Below are 895 nucleotides of genomic sequence, written 5' to 3' on the forward strand. Positions count from 1 at the left end.
TTCCTCCCCGTTCGCTTTCCGCGGTTCTCACTCACTTCGTTCGTTCCGAACCGCGCACGTTCCGAACCGCGCACGTTCCGAACCGCGCTCCCGTCGTGTGATTGAGTGTGCAGTGACGTTCTGTGGCTACGATGGCTCTCGTAGAACGCAGCAGTCAACAGATAACCACAAACGAGCACCCTCAAGCGGATACGCTCCTCTTATTTCACACTTGATGGTCAGGATATGGAACACGTCCGAACTTTCATGCCGAGAGTCGTTGACATCTCATTCGGAATGACCGACTCTCAAGCCACCGTCTCGCCCTATACGGGAGTGGAAACGATCACTGATGCGTTCGAGGAGTATCAGGAGATTAGCAGTATGTACATCGAAACGCAGCAAGCAGTCGTCAATGGCTTACAGGAGAGTACCCGGGCCATGGAACACTATTCGCGCGCGTACGAACTCTGGTTTGATGGCTGGAAACGAATGCTCGCGACGGACACTGCGTCGGAGAAGCGCAGCTCGACACCGAAACAGGGATCCGACCGTCAACCACTGACACCACCGGAAGGTCGACGCTCGGAACGTCGCCACGGCCCCACTCATCAGCTGCGTTCGACGTCAACGGCACACGCGTCCGGATCCGAAACCGTCCTCCGCGAGCGGATTGCAACACTCGAACAGCGCCAACATGATCTCGAGGAAACACTCAACGAAATCCATAGAGAAGTCGTCGAGTGACGTGTCTCACCTCGGGATGGTCGACCGTCACTTTCTGTGGTATCGTTCATCCTGGCGGAGCTGTCGACGGTATTGACCGTTCACGGTTCCGGTATCATCGCTGTCACGGACAGAGCGCACACAGTATCGGCCTGTTACACAGATTCGAGGAGAAAGCCCACGACTTTAG

At 56.0% G+C, this 895-nt stretch carries 1 protein-coding gene; it reads left to right on the forward strand.

The window, feature by feature from the left end:
- Positions 1-276 precede the first annotated feature (276 nt).
- The gene (locus tag ACERJA_RS20120; RefSeq protein ID WP_373609979.1) at positions 277-726 is read left to right on the forward strand and encodes a hypothetical protein; all 450 of its coding nucleotides are present in this window, start codon (positions 277-279) and stop codon (positions 724-726) included.
- Positions 727-895: the final 169 nt, after the last annotated feature.

Source organism: Natronorubrum sp. A-ect3 (assembly GCF_041821125.1).
Taxonomy (GTDB): Archaea; Halobacteriota; Halobacteria; order Halobacteriales; family Natrialbaceae; genus Natronorubrum; species Natronorubrum bangense.